Annotated in this window: 20 protein-coding genes; 1 reads left to right on the top strand and 19 read right to left on the bottom strand. The window is 70.0% G+C overall.

The window, feature by feature from the left end; genetic code table 11:
• Window positions 1-7: 7 nt before the first annotated feature.
• From AC5RW2_RS07365 to rpsD, 16 genes are all read right to left on the bottom strand, one after another.
• Window positions 8-508, bottom strand: coding sequence for a PH-like domain-containing protein (locus tag AC5RW2_RS07365; RefSeq protein WP_494073874.1), 501 nt, complete (start codon window positions 506-508; stop codon window positions 8-10).
• 1 nt (window position 509) lies between these two features.
• Window positions 510-1,838: a dihydroorotase gene (locus AC5RW2_RS07360; RefSeq protein ID WP_494073873.1), complete on the bottom strand. Its 1,329-nt coding sequence runs from the start codon at window positions 1,836-1,838 to the stop codon at window positions 510-512.
• The gene (locus AC5RW2_RS07355; RefSeq protein WP_493999802.1) at window positions 1,835-2,839 is read right to left on the bottom strand and encodes an aspartate carbamoyltransferase catalytic subunit; all 1,005 of its coding nucleotides are present in this window, start codon (window positions 2,837-2,839) and stop codon (window positions 1,835-1,837) included. The genes AC5RW2_RS07360 and AC5RW2_RS07355 overlap by 4 nt, the downstream gene beginning before the upstream one ends.
• A complete protein-coding gene (gene pyrR, locus AC5RW2_RS07350) occupies window positions 2,836-3,429 on the bottom strand; it encodes a bifunctional pyr operon transcriptional regulator/uracil phosphoribosyltransferase PyrR (RefSeq protein WP_493999803.1) in 594 nt (197 codons plus the stop codon). Before pyrR ends, AC5RW2_RS07355 begins: the two co-directional genes overlap by 4 nt.
• Before the next feature lie 232 nt (window positions 3,430-3,661).
• Window positions 3,662-4,081 (bottom strand): transcription antitermination factor NusB, encoded by a 420-nt coding sequence (nusB, locus tag AC5RW2_RS07345; RefSeq protein WP_493999804.1) that lies wholly within the window; start codon window positions 4,079-4,081, stop codon window positions 3,662-3,664.
• The gene (efp, locus tag AC5RW2_RS07340) at window positions 4,081-4,644 is read right to left on the bottom strand and encodes an elongation factor P (protein WP_493977527.1); all 564 of its coding nucleotides are present in this window, start codon (window positions 4,642-4,644) and stop codon (window positions 4,081-4,083) included. The genes nusB and efp overlap by 1 nt, the downstream gene beginning before the upstream one ends.
• 341 nt (window positions 4,645-4,985) lie before the next feature.
• Window positions 4,986-6,083 carry a 3-dehydroquinate synthase gene (gene aroB / locus AC5RW2_RS07335; protein WP_494014050.1) on the bottom strand — a complete coding sequence of 366 codons (1,098 nt, stop codon included), beginning with the start codon at window positions 6,081-6,083 and terminating at the stop codon, window positions 4,986-4,988.
• Entirely contained in the window at window positions 6,080-6,622 is a 543-nt protein-coding gene (locus AC5RW2_RS07330; protein WP_493999806.1) for a shikimate kinase, read from the bottom strand. Before AC5RW2_RS07330 ends, aroB begins: the two co-directional genes overlap by 4 nt.
• Complete coding sequence (gene aroC / locus AC5RW2_RS07325; protein WP_493999807.1) at window positions 6,622-7,821, bottom strand: chorismate synthase; 1,200 nt, start codon at window positions 7,819-7,821, stop codon at window positions 6,622-6,624. Before aroC ends, AC5RW2_RS07330 begins: the two co-directional genes overlap by 1 nt.
• 32 nt (window positions 7,822-7,853) lie before the next feature.
• Window positions 7,854-8,768 (bottom strand): shikimate dehydrogenase, encoded by a 915-nt coding sequence (locus tag AC5RW2_RS07320; protein WP_494014135.1) that lies wholly within the window; start codon window positions 8,766-8,768, stop codon window positions 7,854-7,856.
• Window positions 8,765-10,324, bottom strand: coding sequence for an endolytic transglycosylase MltG (mltG, locus tag AC5RW2_RS07315; protein ID WP_494014051.1), 1,560 nt, complete (start codon window positions 10,322-10,324; stop codon window positions 8,765-8,767). The genes AC5RW2_RS07320 and mltG overlap by 4 nt, the downstream gene beginning before the upstream one ends.
• Window positions 10,321-10,893 (bottom strand): Holliday junction resolvase RuvX, encoded by a 573-nt coding sequence (ruvX, locus tag AC5RW2_RS07310; RefSeq protein ID WP_494014052.1) that lies wholly within the window; start codon window positions 10,891-10,893, stop codon window positions 10,321-10,323. The genes mltG and ruvX overlap by 4 nt, the downstream gene beginning before the upstream one ends.
• Window positions 10,894-10,901: 8 nt before the next feature.
• Window positions 10,902-13,580, bottom strand: a complete 2,679-nt coding sequence (gene alaS, locus AC5RW2_RS07305; RefSeq protein ID WP_494014053.1) for an alanine--tRNA ligase — start codon at window positions 13,578-13,580, stop codon at window positions 10,902-10,904.
• A gap of 75 nt (window positions 13,581-13,655) precedes the next feature.
• Window positions 13,656-13,889 carry a DUF6167 family protein gene (locus tag AC5RW2_RS07300; protein ID WP_494014054.1) on the bottom strand — a complete coding sequence of 78 codons (234 nt, stop codon included), beginning with the start codon at window positions 13,887-13,889 and terminating at the stop codon, window positions 13,656-13,658.
• Window positions 13,890-13,907: 18 nt separating this feature from the next.
• Window positions 13,908-14,291: a DUF948 domain-containing protein gene (locus AC5RW2_RS07295; protein WP_493999812.1), complete on the bottom strand. Its 384-nt coding sequence runs from the start codon at window positions 14,289-14,291 to the stop codon at window positions 13,908-13,910.
• 251 nt (window positions 14,292-14,542) lie between these two features.
• Window positions 14,543-15,169, bottom strand: coding sequence for a 30S ribosomal protein S4 (rpsD, locus tag AC5RW2_RS07290; RefSeq protein ID WP_493967703.1), 627 nt, complete (start codon window positions 15,167-15,169; stop codon window positions 14,543-14,545).
• A gap of 270 nt (window positions 15,170-15,439) precedes the next feature.
• On the opposite strand from rpsD, the gene dtd reads away from it, so the two are divergent.
• Window positions 15,440-15,892 carry a D-aminoacyl-tRNA deacylase gene (gene dtd / locus AC5RW2_RS07285; protein WP_494014056.1) on the top strand — a complete coding sequence of 151 codons (453 nt, stop codon included), beginning with the start codon at window positions 15,440-15,442 and terminating at the stop codon, window positions 15,890-15,892.
• A 73-nt stretch (window positions 15,893-15,965) separates the two neighbouring features.
• Here the strand turns inward: dtd and AC5RW2_RS07280 are convergent, their stop codons facing one another.
• From AC5RW2_RS07280 to aspS, 3 genes are all read right to left on the bottom strand, one after another.
• A complete protein-coding gene (locus tag AC5RW2_RS07280) occupies window positions 15,966-17,390 on the bottom strand; it encodes a replication-associated recombination protein A (protein ID WP_494049894.1) in 1,425 nt (474 codons plus the stop codon).
• A 52-nt stretch (window positions 17,391-17,442) separates the two neighbouring features.
• The gene (locus tag AC5RW2_RS07275) at window positions 17,443-18,054 is read right to left on the bottom strand and encodes a GNAT family N-acetyltransferase (protein WP_494049893.1); all 612 of its coding nucleotides are present in this window, start codon (window positions 18,052-18,054) and stop codon (window positions 17,443-17,445) included.
• An 82-nt stretch (window positions 18,055-18,136) separates the two neighbouring features.
• On the bottom strand, window positions 18,137-19,933 hold the full coding sequence (aspS, locus tag AC5RW2_RS07270; RefSeq protein WP_494023019.1) for an aspartate--tRNA ligase: 1,797 nt from the start codon (window positions 19,931-19,933) through the stop codon (window positions 18,137-18,139).
• Window positions 19,934-19,969: the final 36 nt, after the last annotated feature.

Genomic DNA, 19,969 nt, shown 5'->3' with positions numbered 1-19,969 from the left:
ATAGGTCCTAGTCTTCCTGTACGGCGGGTAGGTATGTCTGCAGCTGCGCCAGCAGCGGTTGTTTGTCGGCGGCCTGCCGGGTGCGGAAGGCCGTGTCGACCTCGCGCTCCCCCAGCTTCCACGTGATCACGGCCAGGCCCTCGGACTCCACGAACTTGCCCACCATGCCGCTCTCGGTGCGGACGTCGGAGATGCTTCCGGCCGGAATGTAGAGGTCCGTGGAGCCGGGCCACTCGATCAGCACGCCGTGCGGATAGGTCCGCAGCGCCGCCTTGGTCCGGATGCCGAGGCCGTGGACGGCGACGCGGTCCAGCCAGTCCCCCGCCGTCGTCGTGACCACGTACATGCCTTCGTAGTAGCCGGTCGGGTTGGCTGTGTCCGCCGGGACCTGCGGCAGCGGCGCGATGTCCCGCTGCCGTTTGACCCGGTTGCGCCAGCCGACGCCCAGCAGCACCATGAGCACGACGGCGACGGCGAGCATCACCAGGCCCGCTTGCATCTGGTTCATCTCAGGCCTCCCCTGCCGGGCGTGCCGGGGTGTTCAGGGCGCCGTCCAGCACCGTGGGGTGTCCGTTGAGGAACGTGGCGACCACGCGGCCGGGCAGCTCCCGGCCGGCGAACGGCGAGTTCCTGCCCTTGGTGGCCATGACCGAGGGGTCCACCGTCCAGCGGGCCGCGGGGTCCACGAGGGTGATGTTGGCGGCCGATCCGGCGGCCAGCGGCTGGCCCTGGCCGGACAGCCGGCCGATCCGGGCCGGCATGGCGGAGGTGATCCGGGCGAAGTCGGCCCAACCGATCAGGCCGGATTCGATCATGGTGTGCTGCACGACGGACAGCGCGGTTTCCAGCCCGGTCATGCCCATGGCTGCCTGCGCCCACTCGCACTCCTTCGCCTCGGAGGGGTGCGGCGCGTGGTCGGTGCCGATGACGTCGATGGTGCCGTCGGCCAGGCCGGCGCGCAGGGCCTGCACGTCCTCGTCGGTGCGCAGCGGCGGGTTGACCTTGTAGACCGGGTCGTAGCTGCGGACCAGTTCGTCGGTCAGCCACAGGTGGTGCGGCGTGACCTCGGCCGTGACCTTGATCCCCCGGGCCTTGGCCCAGCGGATGAGCTCCACCGATCCGGCCGTGGAGACGTGGCAGACGTGCAGGCGGGAGTCCACGTGCTGGGCCAGCAGCACGTCGCGGGCGATGATGCTCTCCTCCGCGACGGCCGGCCAACCGGTCATGCCCAGCACCGCCGAAACGGTTCCCTCGTTCATCTGCGCCCCGTCGGTCAGCCGCGGCTCCTGGGCGTGCTGGGCGATCACGCCGTCGAACGCCTTGACGTACTCCAGCGCGCGGCGCATCAGCACCGGGTCCGACACGCAGATCCCGTCGTCGGAAAAGACCCGGACCCGGGCCCGGGAGTCGGCCATCGCGCCGAGTTCGGCGAGCCGTTCGCCGGCCAGGCCCACGGTCACGGCGCCCACCGGGCGGACATCGGCCCAGCCGGCGGTCCGGCCCAGCGTGTATACCTGCTCGACCACGCCGGCGGTGTCGGCCACCGGCGTCGAATTGGCCATCGCGTGCACGGCCGTGAAGCCGCCCAGGGCCGCGGCCCGGGTGCCGGTCTCCACCGTCTCCGCGTCCTCGCGGCCCGGCTCGCGCAGGTGTGTGTGCAGGTCCACCATGCCCGGCAGCGCGATCAGCCCGTCGGCATCGATGTCGACGGCGCCGGCCGCGCTCAGGCCGGTGCCCGCCTCCGCGATTCTCCCGCCGCGGAGCAGCAGGTCGGCACGCTCGCCGCCGGTCAGCGAAGCCCCGCGGATCAGGTAGGTGGTTTCGCTGGACTCGGTCACTTGGCCTCCTGGGTGGCGGTGGGAGCGGGGGCGGCGGATTCGGTGCCGCCGGAGAGCAACAGGTAGAGCGCGGCCATCCGCACGGCAACCCCGTTGCGTACCTGGTCCAGCACGGTGGACCGCGGCGAGTCGGCGGCCGCCGAGGAAATTTCCAGCCCGCGGTTCATCGGGCCGGGGTGCATGATGATGGTGCCGGCGCGGCCGGAGGCGTCCAGCGCCGCCAGGCGGCGGTCGTCGAACCCCCAGCGGCGCGAATACTCCTGCGTGGACGGGAAGTAGGCGGCGTTCATCCGCTCCCCCTGCACGCGCAGCATCATGACGGCGTCGGTGCCCTCGGCCAGCGTGGCGTCCAGGTCGTAGCTGATCGTGCACGGCCACTGGCGGCTGCCCACCGGCAGCAGCGTCGGCGGGGCGACCATGGTGACCTCGGCGCCGAGGGTGCGCAGCAGCCACAGGTTGGAGCGGGCCACGCGGGAGTGCAGGATGTCCCCGACGATGGCCACCTTCATGCCAGCGAGGTCGCTCCCGGCCGAGGCCGTGCCCGTGAGCCTGGCCCAGGTGCGCCGCAGCGTGAACGCGTCCAGCAGCGCCTGGGTGGGGTGTTCGTGGGTGCCGTCGCCGGCGTTCACCACGGCGGCGTCGATCCAGCCCGAGCCGGCCAGCCGCGCCGGCGCCCCGGAGGCCCAATGCCGGATGACGACGGCGTCCGCGCCCATCGCCTCCAGGGTCTGGGCGGTGTCTTTGAGCGATTCGCCCTTGGAGACCGAGGATCCCTTGGCCGCGAAGTTGATGACGTCGGCCGAGAGCCGCTTGGCGGCGGCTTCGAAGGAAATGCGGGTGCGGGTGGAGTCTTCGAAGAAGAGGTTGACCACGGTTCGGCCGCGCAGCACGGGCAGTTTCTTGACCTCGCGCTGGGAGACCGCGGACATCTCCTCGGCAGTGTCGAGGATCTGCACCGCGTCCTGCTTGGCCAGGTCCGCGGTGGAGAGCAGGTGTTTCATGCGCTGACGTCCTCGATCACTACTTCGTCGGCCGCCGGTGCGCCGTTGTTGGTGTCGGTCTCGGCCAGCCGGACCCGGACCTTTTCCTTGGAAGAGGTGGGAAGGTTTTTGCCGACGTGGTCGGCGCGGATCGGCAGTTCGCGGTGCCCGCGGTCCACCAGCACGGCCAGCCGCACGATCCGTGGCCGGCCCAGATCCACCAGGGCGTCCAGGGCGGCGCGGATGGTGCGCCCGGAATAGAGCACGTCGTCGACCAGCACCACGACCTTGTCGTCGATGCCCTCGGCCGGCAGCTGGGTGGGCAGCGGCGAACGCGTGGGATGCCGGCGCAGGTCGTCGCGGAACATGGTCACGTCGAGCTGGCCGATGATTTTGTCGGCGGCGACGGAGGGGTCGGCGGCGGCGATCTTGGCGGCCAGCCGCCGGGCCAGCGGGTAACCGCGGCGCGGGATGCCCAGCAGGACCAGGTCCTGGGAGCCTTTGTTCGCCTCGAGGATCTCGTGGGCGATACGGGTCAATGCGCGGTTGATGTCCGCTTCGGCAAGTACAACGCGCGACGATGCCGGCTGCGCCGGGTGGTCCGTGTTCATCTGTTGCCGCCTCCTTCCCCGCCTCACTGGACGGAATTTAAAGGTTGCTTGCGCCCTCAAAATTACCATGCCCGCCTCCGCTCCTGTCGTTCGTGACGGCTGTGCGACGGCGATGCGCGGACGATGTGCGCAAGCTCACCTGCGCGGTGCGGAGGTGCCGGACGCGGCGACGGCGGGTGCCCGGAATGCGGGCACCCGCCGTCGCGCGTGGGGATGGTGGCTGCGGGCCGGGTCAGGCCAGGAGCGTGGGCTTGAGCTGCTGCAGCCGGCCCAGCAGCCCGTTGACGAAGGACGGCGACTCGTCGGTCGAGAGCGTTTTGGCCAGCTCGACGGCCTCGCTGACCGCGACGCCGTCGGGGACGTCGTCGTTGTAGAGCAGTTCCCAGGAGCCGACCCGCAGGATAATCCGGTCCACCGCGGGCATCCGTTCCAGCGTCCAGCCCTGGGCGTAGGTGGCCAGGAACTCGTCGATGGTCGGCTGCAGGGCGGCGACCCCCTCCACAATCTGGGCGGTGTAGGGGTTGATCACCTGGTCGGTGTTGCCGCGACCGGCCAGCGCATCGGCCGGGGACACGCCGCGCTGTTCGGCTTCAAAGAGGACGTCGACGGCCCTGCGGCGGGCTTTGCCGCGGGCAGAAGTGGGAGCACTCACTAGTCGTTGACTCGTCCCAGGTAGTCGCCGGTGCGGGTGTCGACCTTGACCTTGGTGCCGGTCTCCAGGAACAGCGGAACCTGGATCTGGTAGCCGGTCTCCACGGTGGCGGGCTTGGTGCCGCCGGTGGAACGGTCGCCCTGCAGGCCGGGCTCGGTGTACGTGATCTCCATGACCACGGAGGCGGGCAGCTCGATGTAGAGCGGGATGCCGTCGTGCATGGCGATGTTGACCTTGATGTTTTCCAGCAGGAAGTTCTCGTCGTCGCCGACCACCGGGCCGGGAACGGTGACCTGGTCGTAGTCCTGCACGTCCATGAAGACGAAGTCGTCGCCGTCCTTGTACAGGTAGGTGTAATCGCGGCGGTCAACCGTGGCGGTCTCGATCTTCAGGCCGGCGTTGAACGTCTTGTCCTGGATCTTGCCGCTGACGACATTCTTGATCTTGGTGCGCACGAACGCGCCGCCCTTGCCCGGCTTCACGTGCTGGAACTCAATGACGTTCCACAGCTGGCCGTCCAGCTTCAGCACGGTGCCGTTCTTGATGTCGTTGGTCGTGGCCACAGTTTCACTTTCCTCGATGATGGCGGGCCGCGGGCGGAAAGTCCGCCCGGCCCGGAGCGAAGTCCAGCAGACATTCTACCTGCTGGCGGGTTGCCGCCCGAAGACGGGCCCTGCGGACGGGCTGGCCGCGCCTTGGCCCGGAGCGGCCCTGGCGGCCGGCAACGCCAGCCGCTGCCGCGGACAGGGTGCGCGGTTGCGTCCCACGTTTGGCCCTAACTGCCCACGTCTCGGCCGCGTGAAGGGCCCCGACGTGCGGCGATGTATGGGCCGCCCAGCCAAACGTGGGAGCGGATCCAAGGCGCGCCGGACCCCTGCGCCACCTCCGGCGCCGGCGTCGGGGGCTACTCGGCGATCTCTTGGTAGGCGGCGAACAGCAGCGAGGTGTCCGGCACGTCCAGGATCCCGGGCTTGGCCAGGCCGTCCAGCACCACGAACCGCAGCAGGTCGCCGCGGGCCTTCTTGTCGCGCTTCATCCCGTCCAGTAGCGCGGCCCAGCGGTCGCGGCGGTACGTCACGGGCAGCCCGAGCGACGTCAGGATCGCCTGGTGCCGGTCGGCGGTGGCGTCGTCCAGCCGGCCCACCATCCGGGACAGCTCGGCGGCAAAGGCCAGGCCGATAGAAACGGCCGCGCCGTGGCGCATCTGGTAGCGCTCGGCCAGCTCGATCGCGTGGCCGAGGGTGTGTCCGTAATTCAGGAACTCCCGGCGGCCGGACTCGCGCAGGTCGGAGGAGACTATCCCGGCCTTGACCCGGATGGACCGCTCGATGATCTCCCGCAGCTGCGGCGTGCCGGCGGTGCTGGCGGCCTTGGGGTCCGCTTCGATCACCTCCAGGATGGCCGGGTCGGCGATGAAGCCGCACTTGACGGCTTCGGCCAGGCCTGTGACCAGTTCGTTGGGCGGCAGCGTCTGCAGCGCGTCCAGGTCGGCCAGCACCGCGGCCGGCGGGTGGAACGCGCCGACCAGGTTCTTGCCCTCGGCGGTGTTGATGCCGGTCTTGCCGCCCACCGCGGCGTCGACCATGCCCAGCAGGCTGGTGGGGATGTGCACCACCTTGACGCCGCGCAGCCAGGTGGCGGCCACGAAGCCGGCCACGTCGGTGACCGCCCCGCCGCCCACGGCCACGATGGCGTCCGAGCGGGTGAAGTCGTTCTGTCCCAGCACCTGCCAGCAGAACGAGGCCACCTGGATGTGCTTGCCCTCCTCGGCGTCCGGAATTTCGGCGGTCAGCGCCTCCAGCCCGTTGGCGGCCAGGTCCTCGCGCACCGCGTCGCCGGTGGCACGCAGCGCGCGCGGGTGGATCACCAGGACCTTGCGGACCCGCTCCCCCAGCACCTGCGGCAGGCGGCCCAGCAGCGCGTGGCCGACGACGACGTCGTACGCCTCCTGGGGCGTGGTCCCGGTGACCGGGATGGTGGTTGCCTCGGCGGTGTTGCTCACTGTTCGTGCCTTTCATCAAGCAGTTGTCTCAGTTCGGCCAGCAGTTGCTGCTGTGATTTGCCGCGGGTGTCCAGCACCAGGTCCGCCAGCCGCTCGTAGACCGGCCGGCGTTGCCCGAAGGTCTCGATCCAGCGGCCCACGGGGTCGCCGGCCAGCAGCGGCCGGCCGGTGTCCTTTATGATGCGCGGCCGCACGGTATCCACGTCGATGTCCAGGAAAACCACGGTGCAGTCGGCCAGCAGTTGCTGGGTGCCGGTGTCCAGGATGGCGCCGCCGCCCAGCGAGACCACGGCGGGCGGCCGGCCGGCGGCGAGCAGTGCGGCCACTTCGCGGGCCTCGAGCTCGCGGAAGGCGTGCTCGCCCATCGAGGCGAAGATCGCGGTGATCGGACCGTGGCGTTCGACGAGCCGCTTGTCGCTGTCGGCGAAGGCGAGGCCGTGCCGGCTGGCGAACTGGCTGCCCAGCGTCGACTTGCCGGACGCCATCGGGCCGATCAGGACCAGGTGGCGCCGCAGCTTGAGCGGCTGCCCGGCTGCCATTAGCGGCCGATCGAATCCAGCGACTCCGGGATCGCCGCCAGATAGGACCGGAGGTTGCGTGCCGTCTCGCTCACGGAGTCGCCGCCGAACTTCTCGGTCACGGCCTCGGCGAGTACCAGGGCCACCATCGCTTCGGCGACAACGCCGGACGCCGGCACCGCGCAGACGTCCGAACGCTGGTGGTGGGCCTTGGCGGGCTCCCCGGTGGTGACGTCGATGGTGGACAGCGCGCGCGGCACCGTGGCGATCGGTTTCATGGCCGCCCGGACGCGCAGGGTCTCCCCGATGCTCATGCCGCCCTCGATACCGCCGGCCCGGTTGCTGGCCCGCACGATGGTGCCGTCTTCGTCGCGGACGATCTCGTCATGGGCTTCCGATCCGCGGCGGGCGGCGGTGAGAAAGCCGTCGCCGACCTCCACGCCCTTGATGGCCTGGATTCCCATCAAGGCGGCGGCCAGGCGGGCGTCCAGCCGGCGGTCCCAGTGCACGTAGCTGCCCAGTCCCGGCGGCAGGCCGTAGGCCAGCACCTCGACCACGCCGCCCAGGGTTTCGCCGTCCTTGTGCGCCTGGTCCACTTCCAGCACCATGGCCTCGGACGTCTCGGCGTCGAAGCAGCGCAGCGGATCTTCGTCCAGTGCCAGGACATCGCCCGGCCCTGGAAGCGGGCAGCCTTCGGGCACGGAGACCCGGCCCACCGCGGTGGTGTGGCTGACCAGCCGGATGCCCAGCGCGGCGAGGAACTTCGCGGCCACGGTACCCAGGGCCACGCGGGCCGCGGTCTCCCGGGCGCTGGCCCGTTCCAGCACGGGGCGGGCTTCGTCGAAGCCGTACTTCTGCATGCCCGTGAAGTCGGCATGGCCCGGCCGGGGCCGGGTGAGCGGGGCGTTGCGGGCCAGGTCCGCCAGGGCCGCCGGATCCACCGGATCGGCGGACATGACGGTTTCCCACTTGGGCCATTCGGTGTTGGCAACCTCGATGGCCACCGGGCCGCCCTGGGTCAGGCCGTGGCGGACGCCGCCCACCAGGGTGACCTGGTCCTTTTCGAACTTCATCCGGGCGCCGCGGCCGTAGCCGAGACGCCGCCGGGCCAGGGCATCCTGGACCTCGGCCGCGGTCAGTTCGACGCCGGCAGGGACGCCTTCAATAATGCCCACCAGGGCCGGACCATGGGATTCACCGGCGGTTAACCAACGCAACATGGTTTCAATACTGCCATGCATCGGCGGGCTGTTTAGCGCCGCGGTGCACCTACCGCGTCACACATCACATTTGTGACTTCGGCGGCGTCGGTGAAGCGATCGCCGGCGAACAAGCGCACCTGTTCCACGGCCTGGTAGATGAGCATTTCCAAACCATGGACTACCGATCCGCCGTGGCGCTGCCAGACGGCTGCCAGGTCGCTGGGCCAGGGATCGTAGGCGACGTCGAGCAGCACGCGTCCGCTCCGGTCCGTTCCGGCCTGCGCCGCCAGCTCCGCGGCCAGTGAATCGGCTGCGCGCGGCGGCAGTGTGCAGATTACCGTCCCGGCCTGCCGCAGCGCGTCGGCCGCCTGGTCCCATCCGGCCACCCGCAGCGGCAGGCCAACGTGCCGGGCGATGCGTTGCACGCCCCCGGCGCCGGCCGGATTCCGCAGGCACAGGGTCACCTCGGACGGTTTGAGGTCCGCCAGCGCAGCCGCGGCCGCGGCCGCGGTACCGCCGCCACCGAGGATCACCGCCGCCCCGCCCTCTGCGACACCGCCGTGGCGCAGCGCGCCGACGATGCCGGCCACGTCGGTGTTGTGGCCGGAGAGCGTCACCCGGCCCCCGCCGTCGTACTCGGGAACCACGGTGTTGAGCACCCCCAGCACGTCCACCAGTTCGCTGACCCGGTCCATCTGGCCGACCATGGCGGCCTTCAGCGGCATGGTCACCGACAGCCCGGCCCAGTCCCGCTCCGCGCGCAGGTTCCGGACGAACTGCGGCACGCGGTCCTCCGTGAGATCGATGGCCCGGTAGCTGCAGTCGAAGCCGATCAGCTCATAGGCCGCGCGGTGCAGGGCCGGCGACCGGGAGTGGTCGATCGGATGGCCGAGCACCGCCGCCTGGTACTGCCGGGAAGCGGGCCGCGTGCCGGCCGGCGCGCCGTCCGCGGGACGGGCCGTCAACTGCACCGGCCCTCTTCCTGCTCGCTGCACCACTGCAGGTATTCCTTGGTGTACGCGTTGTGCTCCGCCAGTGTCTCGGCGAACTTGGTCTCGCCGGTGTCCAGGTTGACCGTCACCCAGTAGTAGTAGGGGACGTCGGCCGGATTGGCGGCCGCGTCGATGGCAGGCCCGCCGGGTGAGTTGATCGGCCCGGCCGGCAGCCCGGTGTGCGCGTACGTGTTGTACGGATTGGACTTGTCGGCCTTCTCCTCGGGCGTGATGTCGTAGCCCTTCCGGCCCAGCCCGTAGGTGACCGTGGCGTCGGACTGGATCAGGCCGTTCGTTTCGGTGTTGTCGGGCTTGAGCCGGTTCTGGATGGCCCCGGCGACCTTGGCGTAGTCGGCCTCGCCCGCCTCGGCTTCGATGATGCTCGCGATGGTCAGCACCCGGAACTGTTCCTGCGGATCGGTGATGCCGTCCGCGGTCAGCCGCTCCTTGGTGTTGGCGACCAGTTCGGAGATGATGTCCTCCGCGGTGGCGTCCAGCGGCCAGCGGTATTCTCCGGGGAACAGGTACCCTTCCAGGTTCCGTGCGTCCTTGGGCAAATCGAACTGCTGCGGATTCTTGGCCAGCTCCGCGAACTCGGAGGCCGGGATCTTCGTGCCCTTGCTCAGGGCGTCGAACACCTCGTTCTGCCGCCAGGTGCGGTTGATGGCAACGTAGGAAACCTTCTCCCCCACGTCCGCGAGCAGGATGGCGGCCGCGTCGGCGGCGGGCAGCTTGTACTGCATCTCGTAGTCGCCGGGCTGGACCTCGCGGCCGTTGGCCTGGCTGGCCAGCTCGCCGAGGAATATTTCGCTGTTGGAGACGATGTCCTGCTCCACGAGGGAACTGGCGATGGCCAGCGGGCCGGCGCCTTGTTCCACGGTGAAGGTTACCTGCCCCTCCCCGGGGCCCGCGTAGTCTTCGGGGCCGCCGCCCATGCCGAGCAGGTTCTGCAGGAACAGCACGACGCCGACCAGACCGGCGGCGAAGACGGCGAACACCACCAGCATGATCGTGTTGCGCCGGCGGCGGGCGCGCTGCTTGCTGCGGGCCGGGCCCTTGCGGCCGGGCGCCGGTTCGTCCTCGAAAAAGTCCAGCCGGCCGTCGTGGTAGACCTGTCCGTCGTCCTGGTACACGACGCCGTCGTCGGCGACGTCCCAGTTTTGCTCCGCGTCGCCGTCCTCGGCGGGAACCTGCTGCTGGACCACGGTGGCCGGCTCCGGTTCATGCCAGGCGGCGGACCGTTCGTCCTCGATGATGGGTTCCGGCTCGTCCCAGCCGGCCGCAACCGGTGCGTCCCCCACGCCGGCCTCCGGCTCGTCCCGAGCGGGGGCGACGGGGGCCGCGGGCGTGGCGGGGTGGGCGGGCGGAGAAGGCCATGCCTCGTCCGCGGGCGCTTCCTCCCATTCGGGTACGGCGTCGTCGTCCCAATACGGCGGGACGGTGTCGTCGAAGCGCGGGTCGGCGGCCTGGCGGCCGCGTGCGGCGCGCCGGGACGGCAGGTTGTTCCAGTCGTCGGGGTGCTTGCTCATGTCCCGGGGTCCCCGCTTCGGTCATGTCCGTGCGAAATCGTCGGCTCCTCATGGCTGGCAGCCGGCACATGGCTGCCGGCGGGCGGTGCGACAGGTGTCCCCACGTCCTGCCCTTGGGCCCGTTGCATGTCAATAGCCTGCTGCAGTATACCCACTGCGGCTACCTGATCAACTACTTTACGATGTTGACGTGTATCCATACCAGCCTCCCGCAGTCCGCGGTGCGCCGCCACGGTCGTCAGGCGCTCGTCGATCAGGTTGACCCGGGCGGCTGACCCCGCCCCGGCCAGCGCTGCGGCCAGCTTCCGGGCGTAGTCGCGGGCCATTTCGGTGGAGGCCGAGTCGCCGCCGGAGAGGGTGCGCGGCAGCCCAACGAACACCTGCACGGCGTCCCGCTCGGCGGCCTCCCGCACCAGGACCCTGACGTCGCTGTCTTTCTTGGCGTCGCGCTTCAGGGTGCGCACCGGGGTGGCCAGGATCCCGTCCGGATCGCAGCTGGCCACGCCCACGCGCACCGCGCCGACGTCGACACCAAGCTTGGTGCCGTGCGGATAATCGGGAACAGACACCGGATGCCCTAGCGGTTGGCGACCGCGGCCGTCACGGCGGCCAGTGCCTCGTCGATCTTGGTGGCATCGGACCCGCCGCCCTGCGCGACGTCGTCCTTGCCGCCGCCTCCGCCGCCCAGTACTCCGGCGGCGGTCTTGACCAAGGCGCCGGCCTTGACACCCGCGGCACGGGCGGCTTCGTTGGTGGCCACCAGGATCAGGGGCCGGCCGTTGGCCACCCCCGTCATCGCCACGGTGACCGGGTCGGAGCCCAGCCGCGTCCGCAGGTCCAGGGCCAGGCTGCGCAGGTCGTCCGCGCCGCTGAGTTCGCCGGCATGGTGCGCCAGCAGCCGGACCCCAGCCACATCCTGGGCCTGGGCCACCAGCGAGGCGGCCGAGGCGGCGAGCTGTTCCTTGCGGAGCTTGTCCAGCTCCTTCTCCACGGACTTGAGCTTGGCCAGGGTGGCGGAAATCCGCTCGGGCAGCTGTGCCCCCGGCACCTTCAGCATTTCGGAGAGTTCGTTCACCAGCGCGCGCTCGGCGGCCATGTGGCGGAAGGCCTCCATGCCCACGAACGCCTCCACGCGCCGGTTGCCCGAACCCACCGATGCCTCGCCCAGCAGGGTCAGCGAACCGATCTGCGAGGTGGCCTCCACATGGGTGCCGCCGCAAAGTTCGCGGGACCACGCGCCGTCGATCTCCACCACGCGCACGGTGTCCCCGTAGGCCTCGCCGAACAGCGCCATGGCGCCCAGCTCGCGGGCCTGGGCCAGGGGCATGACGCGGGTCTGGACCTCGAAGTTGTTGCGGATGGCCAGGTTCGAGACCTCTTCGACCTCCGACTTGGCGGCGTCGGAGAGGCCCTCGCCCCAGGAGAAATCGAAGCGCAGGTAGCCGGCCTTGTTGAAGGAACCGCGCTGCAGCGCCTCCGGGCCCAGGATCTGGTGCAGGGCCGCATGGATGATGTGCGTGCCGGTGTGCGCCTGCTCGCCGGCCTGGCGTCGCTGGGCGTCGACGGCGGCCTGCACCGTGGCGCCGGAGGGCAGTTCGCCCTCGCGCACCACGGCCTTGTGCACGCTCAGGCCCTTGACGGGCTTCTGCACGTCGAGCACTTCGACCACGAACCCGTCGCCGGTGATCAGCCCGACGTCCGCGGCCTGCCCGCCGGCCTCGGCGTAGAACGGGGTGGCGTCGAGCACCAGTTCGATTTCCTCGCCCTGGCCGGCGAAGCCGCGCACTTCGCCGCCGCGGACGATGCCTCGCACCGTAGATTCGGTGGTGAGTTCGTCGTAGCCGGTGAAGACGGTCTCGCCGTCGGCGAGCATCTCGCGGAAGACGGTCACGTCGGCGTGGCCCAGCTTCTTGCCGCGGGCGTCGGCCTGGGCGCGCTCGCGCTGTTCGGCCATCAGCGTGCGGAATCCGGCCTCGTCCACCTGCAGGCCGGCTTCCTCGGCCATCTCGAGGGTCAGGTCGATCGGGAAGCCGTAGGTGTCGTGCAGGGTGAAGGCGTCCTCGCCGGAGATCGGCTTGGCGGCGGCCTTGGATTCCTTCACGGCCTCCTCGAGCCGCGCGGTGCCGGAGGCAATGGTGCGCAGGAACGCCTTCTCCTCGGCGTAGGCAATCCGGCTGATGCGCTCGAAGTCCTCGGCCACTTCCGGGTAGGTGCCCTTCATCGCATCCCGGGAGACCGGCAGCAGGTCCGGCAGGCAGGCGCGTTCCACGCCGAGCAGGCGCATGGCGCGCACCGCGCGGCGGATCAGCCGGCGCAGCACGTAGCCGCGGCCCTCGTTGGAGGGGGTCACGCCGTCGGAGATCAGCATCAGGGAGGAGCGGATGTGGTCGGCCACCACGCGCATTCGCACATCGTCGCCGTGGTGCGGGTCGTCGTCGGACTCGGCGCTGGTGTACTCCTTGCCGGAGATCTCCGCGGCCTTGTCCAGCACGGGGCGGACCTGGTCCGTCTCGTACATGTTCTCCACGCCCTGCAGAATCATCGCGAGGCGTTCCATGCCCAGGCCGGTGTCGATGTTCTTCTGCGGCAATTCGCCCAGGATCTCGAAGTCTTCCTTGCCGATGCCGGCGCCGCGCTGGTACTGCATGAAGACCAGGTTCCAGATTTCGATGTAGCGGGTCTCGTCGGCGATCGGGCCGCCCTCGATCCCGTACTCCGGGCCGCGGTCGTAGAAGATTTCCGAGCAGGGGCCGGCCGGGCCGGGCTGGCCGGTGGACCAGTAGTTGTCCTTCTTGCCGGACTTCTGGATCCGCTCGGCCGGAACGCCCACCTGGTCGCGCCAGATGGCCAGTGCTTCCTCGTCCTCTTCGTACACGGTGATCCAGAGCTTCTCCGGCGGCAGGCCGTAGCCGCCCTGCTCCACCGGGCTGGTCAGCAGTTCCCAGGCCATCGCGATGGCCTGTTCCTTGAAGTAGTCGCCGAAGGAGAAGTTGCCGCACATCTGGAAGAACGTGCCGTGCCGGACGGTCTTGCCGACCTCTTCGATGTCCGCGGTGCGGATGCATTTCTGCACGCTGGTGGCGCGCGGGTACGGTGGCGTCTCGCGGGCGGTCAGGTACGGGATGAACGGCACCATGCCGGCCACGGTGAACAGCAGCGAGGGATCCGGCGACACGAGGGACGCGGAGGGGACCACGGAATGGCCCTTCTTCTCGAAGAAGTCGAGCCAGCGGCGGACAATCTCATGGGATTTCATGGTGCCTGTGTCTTACCTTCCGGGGTGCAATACGGTTGTGGGCGCCGGGCTGCGGCTTCGGTGACCGTAAAAAACTTATCGCTTGCGGACGTCGTCGGCGGAATCGATGCCCAGGGCCAGGCGCAGGTCGGTTTCACGTTCCTGCATGCCGTCGCGGACCGCGTCGGCGAAGTTGGCCACGGAGTCGGCCACCTGTGCCAGGGCGCGGTTCAGGCCCGCCGGGCCCAACGCCTCACGCGTTTGGGACACCTTGCGTACCGCGAGCACGCCGATCGCCACGCCGGCGGCCATCCAGATTATTCGCTTCATGTGGGTTCCTCTTTCCGGTCAGCGGCCGCGGCGGCGCTTGCCCTCGGGCGCGCCCTTGCCGGCGGAATTGAAGGCGCTGCGCACACCGTAGGAGAAGGCGGCCACCTTGATCAAAGGCGAGCCCAGGGTCGCGGAGACCAGCGAGGTCAGGGCCGACAGGTTGGCGGAGGCGTCCGAGACGTGGTTGGAGATCCCGTCGACCTTCCTGAGCTGTTCGTTGGTGGTGCTCACAGTGGTGGTCACTTCGCCGATCAGCGGCGTGGTGCCGTCGCTGATGTCCCGGATTGCCTGGCGCAGCTCGTCAAACACCTTGCCGAGCTTCCAGACCGGTATGGCCAGCAGGGCCACCAGCACCGCGAACACGCCCGCGGCGATCAGACCGGCGATATCTCCACCTGACATGGGCTCAAACGCTCCTATTTGTTGGTTCTTGGCGTACTCCGGTTCCGCGCGCGGCATGGGCGGGCCATCGGCTGCGGGTTCCGGCTAACGACGGCGGGGCGCACCTGGACGCAGGCACCGTACCGCCACTGACAACACCTTACCTACTGAACAGCCCGCGGCGATGCCGCGGGCTGTTCTGCGCCGACCCCGCGCACGGGGACGGCATCTCGCAGGTGCTGTCCCGGGGTTTCACGCCCGGGACAACGGGCCTAGCGAGCGTAGTATTCGACCACCAGCTGCTCTTCGCAGGTCACGGGGACCTCGGAGCGCTTGGGGCGGCGGACCAGGCGGGCCTGCAGCTTCTCCAAAGCGACATCCAGGTACGCCGGAACGTTGGGGAGCACGTCGCGGTGAGCGCCGGCAGCTGCCACCTGGAACGGGGGCATCTTCTCGGAGCGCTCGTGGACGTGGATCAGCTGGCCTTCGGAAACGCGGAAGGACGGGCGGTCCACGCGCTTGCCGTCAACCATGATGTGGCGGTGCACCACCAGCTGGCGGGCCTGGGCAATCGTGCGGGCAAAGCCGGCACGCAGCACCAGGGCGTCAAGACGCATTTCCAGCAGCTCGATCAGGTTTTCACCGGTCAGGCCGGCGGTGTTGCGGGCTTCCTCGAAGACACGGGTCATCTGTGCTTCGCGGATGCCGTACTGGGCACGCAGACGCTGCTTCTCGCGCAGACGTACGGCGTAGTCACTGTCCTGCTTGCGGCGGGCGCGTCCGTGCTGGCCGGGGCCGTACGGGCGACGCTCCATGTACTTCTCAGCCTTGGGCGTCAGGGCAATGCCAAGGGCACGCGAAATGCGGACCTTGCGGCGGGCTCGTGTGTTGTTAGCCACGATGTCCTTCCAGTTATGTGCGGTGCAATGGTTTGCTGGCCTCCATGTATCGGAGAGCGTTGGTCAACCGCTACCTTCAGCTACAGTCCGTTCGCGGCACGCGTCTGGCCCCACCTCTGATGTGATCCGGGGTTTGACGGCGCGTGAAGAACGGCTTGCCAGTCAGCCAACCATTCTAGCAGCAGCTCGGGTTGCTGCCGCACGCGTCCGGGTGCCGGCTTCCGGCCGCCGCCATTCGTGCGGAGGGGCGGCTTTGCCTAGGCTGGGTCCATGCGAGCCATTTTGCAGCGCGCCAGCCGCGCCAGCGTCAGTGTCGACGGCGCCGTGGTGGGCGCCCTGCCAGGTCCCGGACTGGTGGTGCTGGTCGGCGCCACCCACACCGACACCCCTGACGACGCCGTGGCGCTGGCGCAGAAGACCTGGCAGCTGCGGATCCTCGACGGCGAGCAGTCGTGTGCCACGGCCGGCGCCCCGCTGCTGGTGGTCAGCCAGTTCACCCTGTACGCCGATACCCGCCGCGGCCGGCGGCCGTCCTGGTCGGCGGCCGCCCCGGCGGCGGTCGGCGAACCCTTGGTGGAGGACTTCGTGGCGGCGCTGCGGGTGCTCGGCGCGCAAGTCGAAACCGGAGTGTTCGGCGCCATGATGGAGCTGGAGCTGGTGAATTCGGGCCCGTTTACCATCAGCCTGGACACGGAGGACTTCGGCAAGCCGCGCCGCGATTAGGTTTTGCACGGCCGGGCACCGCCGTCGTTGGAGCCCGGGCACCGCCGTCGTTGGAGCCCGGGCACCGCCGTCGTTATCCGCCGCGGATGATCTTCCGCAGCCGGTCCACCCGGGCGGAGATCTCCCGCTCGGCGCCGTTGGTGGTCGGTTCGTAGTAGTTCCGGCCCACCAGGTCGTCGGGTGCGTACTGCTGGGTGGCGATCCCGTGCGGGGCATCGTGCGAGTACACGTAGCCCTTCCCGTGGCCCATCCCCTTGGCGCCGGCGTAGTGGGAGTCGCGCAGGTGCACGGGAACTCCCTGGCCGCGTCCGGCGCGCACGTCCGCCACTGCCGCGTTGATCGCCAGGTAGCAGGCCGGCGACTTCGGTGCGGTGGCGATGTGGACCACGGCCTGGGCCAGCACCAGCCGGGCCTCGGGCATGCCGATCAGCTGCACGGCCTGGGCGGCGGCGACGGCCGTCTGCAGCGCGGTGGGGTCGGCCATGCCGACGTCTTCGGACGCATGGACTACGATCCGGCGGGCCACGAACCGCGGGTCCTCCCCCGCCTCCAGCATCCGGGCCATGTAGTGCAGCGCCGCGTCCACGTCGGAACCGCGCATCGACTTGATGAAGGCGCTGGTGATGTCGTAGTGCTGGTCGCCGGCCCGGTCGTAGCGCAGCGCGGCACGGTCCATGGCACGCTCGGCATGGGCGAGCTCGACGAGGACCGGGGCGCCGTCCTCGCCGGTTCCGCCGGACTCGCCCCAGGCCACTCCGGCGGCGGCTTCCAGCGCGGTGAGGCCGCGGCGCGCGTCGCCGGCGGCCAGCCGCACGAGGTGTTCCAGTGCCTCGTCGCTCAGGGCCACCCGCCCGGCCAGCCCGCGCTCGTCCGCCACGGCCCGCACCAGCAGGGACTCGATGTCGTCGGCGGTCAGCGGCTGCAGCGTCAGCAGCAGCGAGCGGGACAGCAGCGGCGAGACCACGGAGAACGACGGGTTCTCGGTGGTCGCGGCGACCAGCACCACCCAGCGGTTCTCGACGCCGGGCAGCAGCGCGTCCTGCTGCGCCTTGTTGAAGCGGTGGATCTCGTCCAGGAACAGCACGGTGGTAATCCGGTGCAAGTCGCGGGCGGTCAGGGCCTCGTCCATCACCCGGCGCACGTCCTTGACGCCGGCGGTGATGGCGGAGAGCTCCACGAACTTGCGGCCGGGACCGCGGGCGATCACGTGCGCCAAGGTGGTCTTGCCGGTGCCCGGCGGGCCCCACAGGATCACCGAGGACGGCCCCGCCGGTCCGGTGGCCGCACCGCCGGCGGCCAGCAGCCGCAGCGGCGATCCCGACTGGAGCAGGTGCTGCTGGCCGACCACGTCGTCCAGCGTGCGCGGCCGCATCCGGACCGCCAGCGGGCTGCGCGGACGCCCGGATCCGGCGTCGGCCTCGCCGTCGGAATCCGGTCCCCGGCCGTCGCCGTCGTAGTCTTCATCGTCGCCCGCGGCGGCACTGAACAAGTCACTCACACGTCAAGGCTATCGTTGCACCCTGACGCCCGGGGACCGGCCGCGCTATTCCCTAAAAGTCGATGCGCATCACGGCGCGGCGGGGCGTGGGGCGTGTGACCTCCCGGAACCCCGCGGCGCTGAAGATACTGTGGCTGCCCACGTACAGTTCGCCCCACGTCAGCCGCTGCCCGGGCTTGGGGATGAGCGGGTAGCCCTCGATGGCGCGGGCGCCGTTCTCCTTTGCCCAGGCGGCGGCCGCGGAAGCCAGGGCCCGGCTGATGCCGCGGCGCCGGAAGCCGGTCCTGGTGGTGAAGCACACCGCCGCCCACACCGTCCCGTCGTCGGGGTCTTCGTCGCGTCCGGCCCACACCACTCTGCTGGTGCTCAGGCGCCGGTAGGCCGTCCGGGGTTCCACGGCGCACCAGCCGGCCGGCTCGCCGTCCAGATAGGCCACCAGGCCGCTGGTGGAACCGGCCTCTGGATCACCGCACCGGGTTTCGGCCCGGAGCCGGAAAGCCCGTTCCTCGACCAGCTCCTCCCGCCACCGGGCCGCCGGGGTCTGGAACCACTGGCATTGGCAACGCGCCGCTTCGCCGCGGGTGCCGAAGACTGCCTGCAGGTCCTCCCAGGAGGCTTGGTTTGCGGGGACGACGGCGACGCCGGCGCCGGTAGCTGTCTGCATGCTCCCAGCAGACAGCACGGCGGGCACGCACCGCAAGGGGCGCGCGCCCGCCGTCGTACGTCAGGGACGGATCAGTGCCCGGCTACTCCGCCTTGGCCCCGGCCTCCTTGGCCGCGTCCTTGGGCTGCGGCTTGGCGTCGACGCCGGCTTCCTTGCGCTGCTGCGGCGTGATCGGTGCCGGCGCCGCGGTCAGCGGGTCGTAGCCGCCGCCGGTCTTCGGGAAAGCGATGACCTCGCGGATGGACTCCTCGCCGGCCATCAGGGCGACCACACGGTCCCAGCCGAAGGCGATGCCGCCGTGCGGCGGGGCGCCGTACTTGAAGCCCTCCAGCAGGAAGCCGAACTTGGTCTGCGCGGACTCCTTGTCCAGCCCCATCACCTTGAACACGCGTTCCTGCATGTCCCGCTGGTGGATACGGATGGAGCCTCCCCCGATTTCGTTGCCGTTGCAAACGATGTCGTAGGCGTAGGACAGCGCCGACTCCGGGTCGGTGTCGAACGTGTCCATGAACTCCGGCTTCGGCGAGGTGAAGGCGTGGTGCACGGCCGTCCACTTGCCGCCGCCCACGGCCACGTCGCCGGAGGCGACGGCCGCCTCGGCAGGCTCGAACATGGGCGCGTCGACCACCCAGACGAACGCCCAGTCGCCCTCGTTGATCAGGCCGGTGCGGTGGCCGATTTCCACGCGAGCCGCACCCAGCAGCGCTCGCGAGGCGGCACGGTCGCCGGCCGCGAAGAAAATGCAGTCGCCGGGGTTGGCGCCCACGGTGCCCGCGAGGTTCTCGCGCTCGAAGTCGGTGAGGTTCTTGGCCACCGGGCCGGTCAGCTCCCCGTCCTCCTGGACCAGCACGTAGGCGAGGCCCTTGGCGCCGCGCTGCTTGGCCCACTCCTGCCAGGCGTCCAGGGTGCGGCGGGCCTGCGAGGCCCCGCCGGGCATCACCACCGCACCCACGTAGGGCGCTTGGAAGACTCGGAACGTGGTGTCCTTGAAGAATTCGGTCAGCTCGGTCAGTTCCTGGCCAAACCGCAGGTCCGGCTTGTCCGAACCGTACTTGTCCATCGCCTCGGCGTAGGTCATCCGCGGGATCGGGGTGCTGATTTCGACGCCGATCAGCCGCCACAGGGCCTGCACGATCCGCTCGCCCAGGGCGATGATGTCGTCCTGGTCCACGAAGCTGGCCTCGATGTCCAGCTGGGTGAACTCCGGCTGGCGGTCGGCGCGGAAGTCCTCGTCGCGGTAGCAGCGGGCAATCTGGTAGTACTTCTCGAAGCCGCCCACCTGCAGCAACTGCTTGAACAGCTGCGGGGACTGCGGCAGCGCGTACCAGGCCCCCGGGGCCAGGCGCGCCGGGACCAGGAAGTCGCGGGCGCCTTCGGGCGTCGAGCGGGTCAGCGTCGGGGTCTCGATCTCCACGAATCCGTCGCCGTGCAGGAGTTCGCGCGCCACCCGGTTGGCTTCCGAGCGCAGCCGCAGCGCCTTCGAGGGGCCCGGCCGGCGCAGGTCCAGGTAGCGGTGCTTGAGGCGGGCCTCCTCGCCCACCTCCACATGCTCGTCCACCTGGAACGGCAGCGGGTCGGCGGTGTTGAGGACGACGACGTCCTCGGCCATGACCTCCACCTCACCGGTGGCGAGGGCCGGGTTCTCATTGCCCTCCGGGCGCTTCTCCACGGTGCCCTTGATCTGCAGCACGTATTCATTGCGGAGCGAATGGAACACGTCCTCCTCGCGGACTACTACCTGCGCCACACCGGAGGCGTCGCGCAGGTCAAGGAACGCCACACCACCGTGGTCGCGGCGGCGGGCCACCCAGCCGGCGAGGGTAACGGTTTGTCCGATGTGCTCGGCCCTGAGGGTGCCGAGGTCGTGTGTGCGCAGCACAACAGTCCTTCCGGTAGAACGATTCGCTCATCTGTT

The sequence above is a fragment of the Arthrobacter sp. B0316-1-20 genome, from assembly GCF_059091865.1.
Note: the sequence above shows the minus strand (reverse complement) of the source record. Positions and strands in the feature narration are given on the sequence as shown.

Bases quoted from the DNA above. Each gene is read 5' to 3' on its own strand.
- mltG (WP_494014051.1), bottom strand. From the start codon at position 10,324: ATGAGCAAGCACCCCGACGACTGGAACAACCTGCCGTCCCGGCGCGCC.
- AC5RW2_RS07330 (WP_493999806.1), bottom strand. From the start codon at position 6,622: ATGGCAGCCGGGCAGCCGCTCAAGCTGCGGCGCCACCTGGTCCTGATC.
- AC5RW2_RS07295 (WP_493999812.1), bottom strand. From the start codon at position 14,291: ATGTCAGGTGGAGATATCGCCGGTCTGATCGCCGCGGGCGTGTTCGCG.
- AC5RW2_RS07355 (WP_493999802.1), bottom strand. From the start codon at position 2,839: ATGAAACACCTGCTCTCCACCGCGGACCTGGCCAAGCAGGACGCGGTG.
- dtd (WP_494014056.1), top strand. From the start codon at position 15,440: ATGCGAGCCATTTTGCAGCGCGCCAGCCGCGCCAGCGTCAGTGTCGAC.
- alaS (WP_494014053.1), bottom strand. From the start codon at position 13,580: ATGAAATCCCATGAGATTGTCCGCCGCTGGCTCGACTTCTTCGAGAAG.
- AC5RW2_RS07365 (WP_494073874.1), bottom strand. From the start codon at position 508: ATGAACCAGATGCAAGCGGGCCTGGTGATGCTCGCCGTCGCCGTCGTG.
- aroC (WP_493999807.1), bottom strand. From the start codon at position 7,821: ATGTTGCGTTGGTTAACCGCCGGTGAATCCCATGGTCCGGCCCTGGTG.
- AC5RW2_RS07300 (WP_494014054.1), bottom strand. From the start codon at position 13,889: ATGAAGCGAATAATCTGGATGGCCGCCGGCGTGGCGATCGGCGTGCTC.
- AC5RW2_RS07275 (WP_494049893.1), bottom strand. From the start codon at position 18,054: ATGCAGACAGCTACCGGCGCCGGCGTCGCCGTCGTCCCCGCAAACCAA.
- pyrR (WP_493999803.1), bottom strand. From the start codon at position 3,429: ATGAACACGGACCACCCGGCGCAGCCGGCATCGTCGCGCGTTGTACTT.